At 67.0% G+C, this 5,077-nt stretch carries 5 protein-coding genes; 3 read left to right on the forward strand and 2 right to left on the reverse strand.

Annotated elements, in window-relative coordinates:
- A partial coding sequence (locus tag VFA16_RS14305; RefSeq protein ID WP_324968454.1) for a sensor domain-containing protein occupies positions 1-1,238 on the forward strand: 1,238 nt, incomplete at its 5' end.
- A 253-nt stretch (positions 1,239-1,491) separates the two neighbouring features.
- Here VFA16_RS14305 and VFA16_RS14310 read toward each other — a convergent pair.
- Positions 1,492-2,352 (reverse strand): aminodeoxychorismate lyase, encoded by an 861-nt coding sequence (locus tag VFA16_RS14310; protein ID WP_324968458.1) that lies wholly within the window; start codon positions 2,350-2,352, stop codon positions 1,492-1,494.
- 108 nt (positions 2,353-2,460) lie between these two features.
- Here VFA16_RS14310 and VFA16_RS14315 point away from each other — a divergent pair, with 108 nt between their 5' ends.
- Together VFA16_RS14315 and VFA16_RS14320 are read left to right on the forward strand one after the other, a co-directional pair.
- Positions 2,461-3,555: a folate-binding protein YgfZ gene (locus VFA16_RS14315; RefSeq protein ID WP_324968455.1), complete on the forward strand. Its 1,095-nt coding sequence runs from the start codon at positions 2,461-2,463 to the stop codon at positions 3,553-3,555.
- Positions 3,556-3,692: 137 nt separating this feature from the next.
- Positions 3,693-3,884 (forward strand): DUF3073 domain-containing protein, encoded by a 192-nt coding sequence (locus VFA16_RS14320; RefSeq protein WP_324968456.1) that lies wholly within the window; start codon positions 3,693-3,695, stop codon positions 3,882-3,884.
- A 22-nt stretch (positions 3,885-3,906) separates the two neighbouring features.
- Here the strand turns inward: VFA16_RS14320 and purM are convergent, their stop codons facing one another.
- Positions 3,907-5,001: a phosphoribosylformylglycinamidine cyclo-ligase gene (gene purM, locus VFA16_RS14325; protein ID WP_324968457.1), complete on the reverse strand. Its 1,095-nt coding sequence runs from the start codon at positions 4,999-5,001 to the stop codon at positions 3,907-3,909.
- Positions 5,002-5,077: the final 76 nt, after the last annotated feature.

Raw genomic sequence — 5,077 nt, forward strand, 5'->3', positions numbered from 1 at the left:
AACTGGTCACCGCAGTGCACTCGCTAGCGGCCCAGGCTCCGCCACTGCCGTCGCCGCTGCCCGCCGAGCCGCCGGTGCCGTTTGCTTACCTGATGCGGCTCAGCAGCACCCTCGCCGAACAAGAACTCAGTCCCCAGCAACAGACGTACCTGCTCGCCGAACTCAAATCGGGGCTCGACGAGGACGGCGATGATCCCGCCGCTCGGCGTGACATCGCCCAGCTGCTGGGCGTGCTGCGCAACCGACACGACGTCACCTGGCGTACCCGAACCGAAATCGACAACCTGCTGGCGTCGATCGAATCCACGTCTCCCCCGCCGGCGACGCCTTCTCCGCAATCCCCGCAGCCGGTTACAGCTGCCCGACCGGCCCCACCCGTGCGCACCCGGTCGACACCCGAGCATGCCGCGCAGGCCTATCCAACGCGGCCGGCTGGCGAATCGACCGGCTCCCCACCACCCAGCGTCGGCGCTGATTCGTCCGCACGGTCGCGGACCGGTTCCGGTTCGCAGCCGTCGCATGCCAACGGCCCAGACGAGGATCGGCGATCCCGCAAGCGCTGGATGATCGGCGGCGCCGCAGGATTGGCGGCAGTCGTCGCGATCGTTGTGGTAGTGCTGGTTGTCGCGCAGCGGCCAGGCTCCCCGCCATCGTCTGCGCCAACCAACGCACCGCCCGGAGGCTTGGATTCGGTGCTGCTGGGCGCTCCCGATGTCAGCGCCATCATGGGCGTTACCGGCATGGAGCCCGCGGATCGGACGCAGGCGATGCGCACGTTCCAGGCGACGCTCTCGAACCCGGCCTGCCTCGGCGCGCTGAATCCCATCGAAGATTCCGTGTATGGAAACAGCGGCTATACCGGGGTGAGCGGGCTGGCGTTGCACACGACCGGGGTCGGTCCTCCGCACCGGGTCTACCAAGCCGCAGTGGGGTTTCCATCCGCCCAACGGGCCCAGGCATTCGTGAGCACCTCTGCGGCTAATTGGAAGGCGTGCGCCGGGCAAACCGTGACACTGACCGAGGGGAACCAGACGGTTCAGTGGAGCTTCGGGGACGTCACCGGGGCCAGCCCCAAGATTGCGCAGCCGCACAACCAGGTAGTCCCGGGTGGTGTGAGCTGTCAGCGCGCGCTCAGCGCGGTGTCCAACATCGTCGTCGACGTCCAGGCGTGCGCACCCGTCATCACCAATGAATCCAGCCGGATCGCCAATCAGATGACCGCCAGGGTGGGGCAATAACCGTGAATGGTCTTAGGTCTGCAACCCCAGACATGGACAGCCCCCGAGCCTAAGTTCCTGGTTGGACAGACCGGGGGCTCGGGGGCCGGGTGACTGCGGGGAATTCACTAGCAAGCAATGCCAGCTTTTTCCTGCCTGGCGCTGCTTAGCGCGCAGCCACCTCACATGTCCATAAAGTACTCAATTCTCGGACCACCTCCTTCCCTGTGTACGGCTGACCGTACGCGCCAAGCGGCGGACCGACAACTTCAATTCAGCGATCGCTGACAATGGCCGCGTCGACGAGCTCGGCGAACTCTGCGGCCATCGGTGCTCGTGGCAGCGCCCGGCCGTCGAGGGTGTGCACCCGCGCAGCCAACGTCATGCTCGACACCAGCCAAATGCCTTGGGCGGCAAAGAGATCCGATACCCGCAAGGCCCGGTAGTCGCAGTCGTAGCCTTTGGCGCGGGCCACTTCGAACAGCGCCTGCTGAGTGGTGCCCCGCAGGATCGGATACCACGGTGGCGGTGTCAGCAGACCGGTGGCGCCGTCGATGTCGGCCGCGATCACCACAGTTGAACGTGGGCCTTCTAAGACGTAGCCGTCGGAGCTGACGAAGATGACGTCACCGGCGCCTAGCCGGGCAGCGTGGCGCAGAGCCGCCATATTGACCGCGTAGGACAGTGTCTTGGCACCGGCCAGCAGCCACGGCATCTCGTCGCCACCGTTGGCGGGCAGTCCCCGGGGCAGCGTCACCGCTTTGACACCGTCGCGGCGGGCGGCGGCGATGCGGTCGGCGAGCGGGTTCACCGTGACGTAGGCCGTCGGCGCCGACCCGCTCTCGCGGCCGCGGCTGTACACCAGTCGCATCGCGCCTTCGTCGGCCGTGACGGCCGCCCACCGCCGGGCCGCCACGTCGATCGCCTGCCGCCATACCGGGAGGTCGGGTTGGGGCAGGTCCATCAACTTGGCCGAGTGGCTCAGCCGCCCCAGATGCGCCTCCACCAGGCAGGCCCGCCCGTCGCGAACCAACAGCGTCTCGAAGATGCCGTCGCCTCGCACAACGGCGAGGTCGTCGGCGCATATCAGCGGCGTATCGGGGTCCAGTATCTCGCCGTCGAGCGTGACGACCACGCCCGTCTGGCTAGCCATGGCTGTTCAGCCTAATGCGTTGCCAACGTGAAGCTGGAGCCACGTTCATCGGCCGCCGGCCCGCCCGGCACAGGTCCGTAGAGTTGGTGTGTGACCGCAGTTCCCGCTCCGGACGCTGGACCCGACGCCGGCGCCATCTGGCATTACGGTGACCCGCTCGGTGAGCAGCGCGCGGCCGAAACCGACGCCGTGGTGGTCGACCGCTCCCACCGTGCCGTGCTCACGCTGACCGGCGCTGACCGGAAGAACTGGTTGCACAACATCTCGACACAACACGTCAGCGAACTGCCGGACGGCGCCAGCACCGAAAACCTCAGCCTTGACGGACAAGGCCGGGTCGAGGACCACTGGATTCAGACCGAACTGGGCGGCGTCACCTACCTCGACACCGAACCGTGGCGCGGCGAGCCGCTGCTGGGCTATCTGCGCAAGATGGTGTTCTGGTCGGATGTGACGCCCACTGCCGTCGATATGGCGGTGTTGTCGCTGCTCGGACCCGGGCTGAGTAAACAGCCTGTGCTCGACGCGCTGGGCGTGGACGTGCTGCCCGCCGAGATGACGGCCATGCCACTTCCAGGTGGCGGATTCCTGCGCAGGATGGCTGCTGCCCAGGTGGACCTCATCGAGCTGGACATGCTTGTGCCGCAGGGGGATTCGGCTGAGCGGCTCCACCGGCTTACCCAAGCCGGAGTCCGTGCCGCCGGAATATGGACCTACGAAGCCAACCGGGTAGCCGCGCTTCGCCCGCGGCTCGGCGTCGACACCGACGAGCGCACCATTCCCCACGAAGTGGGCTGGATCGGCGGCCCCGGCGTAGGCGCAGTCCATCTGGACAAAGGCTGCTACCGCGGGCAGGAAACCGTTGCCCGGGTGCACAACCTCGGCAAGCCACCCCGGATGCTGGTGTTGTTGCACCTCGACGGCTCGGCCGATCGCCCATCGACCGGCGATGCCATACTCGCCGGCGGACGCCCACTGGGCCGGCTGGGAACCGTCGTCGACCACGTCGATCTTGGCCCGGTGGCGCTCGCTCTGGTCAAGCGAGGGCTACCCGCCAACACCGAACTCGTCACCGGAGCAGATGGTCAAGTCGCCGCGGTCATCGACCCCGATTCTCTGCCGCCCACCGACGTCGCCGGCGCGGGCCGGGTTGCCGTCGAACGGCTGCGCGGCATCAACCGATAGCGGCACGAGGCCAGGCAGGGCACGCCAGCGCACCGCCGCAGGGCACGGTAAACTACTCGACAGGACAATAACGACACCGACAGATCGGAGCCGCCTACTTGTTGGGCCGCTCCGTTATTGCGCGAGGGGGTTCCCCCATGGGCCGCGGCCGGGCGAAGGCGAAGCAGACCAAGGTTGCTCGAGAATTGAAATACAGCTCCCCGCAGACCGATTTCGAGCGGCTTCAGCGCGAGCTATCCGGTTCGGGTGCAGACGACTCCAACCGGCTAGACGGCGACGACCGGTTCTCCGACGACCCATGGGACGACGCAGACGAGTGGCGCCGCTAACCCTTAAGCGCTCAACCGAGCCCTAGAATCTCGGGTGCTGCCCGACAAGCTCCGCGCGCGGGCCTTCCTTACCGCCCTTGTTCACGGTGCCCAAGACCCAGCAATTCAAATGCCGGGCAGTCAAAATGGCCAACGCCCGGTCAGTGTCCTCCGGCGCGACGACGGCGACCATGCCCACGCCCATGTTGAACGTCTTTTCCATCTCGGCGCGGCTGACCCGGCCACGCTGCGCGATCATCGCGAACACCGGCGCCGGGGTCCATGTACCGCGGTCGACCTCGGCCACCAGACCAAGCGGGATGACGCGCTCCAGGTTGCCGGCCAGCCCGCCGCCGGTGATGTGGCAGAACGTCCGGACCTGGGTCTCGGCGGCCAGCGCCAGGCAGTCTTTGGCGTAGATCAGAGTCGGCTCGAGCAATTCTTCGCCCAGCGTGCGGCCGAACTCCTCGACGTAGCCCGCCAAGTTCATCCGGTCGATCTCCAACAGGACGGTGCGGACGAGCGAGTACCCATTGGAGTGCAGCCCGGAGGAACCCATCGCGATGATGACGTCACCGGGTTTGACTCGTTCGGGCCCCAGCACATCGTCGGCCTCGATGACGCCGACGGCGGTGGCCGAGAGGTCGTAGTGGTCGGGCTCGATCAGGCCGGGGTGCTCAGCGGTCTCGCCGCCGAGGAGCGCGCACCCCGCACGTATGCACCCATCGGCGATGCCCGCGACGATCGCGTTGAGCCGCTCCGGCACGATGCGCCCCAAAGCGATGTAGTCCAACAGGAACAGAGGCTCGGCACCGCAGACCACCAAGTCGTCGACCACCATCGCCACCAGGTCCAGCCCGACGGTGTCGTGCTTGTCCATCGCCTGCGCGATCGCCAGCTTGGTGCCCACGCCGTCGCTGGATGCGGCCAATATCGGTTCACGATAATCGCCGCGCAGGGCGAATAGCCCCGCGAATCCACCGAGCTTGCTGCGGACCTCGGGTCGGGTGGCCTTTGACGCGAGCGGCTTGAACAGTTCGACGGCGCGGTCACCGGCTTCGATGTCCACCCCGGCCGCTGCATACGTGATGCCTTGATCGCCGGGAGGTTTTCTGGTGTCTTTCCTACGGTCCGCCATCGCCGATAAAGGCTACCGTTCAGCGCCGAGCTGTGGTCCGATCGCCCGGTCAGGGGCGCCGTAACGCTTCTTCGGC

The sequence above is a fragment of the Mycobacterium sp. genome (assembly GCF_035653355.1).
Lineage (GTDB): Bacteria > Actinomycetota > Actinomycetes > Mycobacteriales > Mycobacteriaceae > Mycobacterium.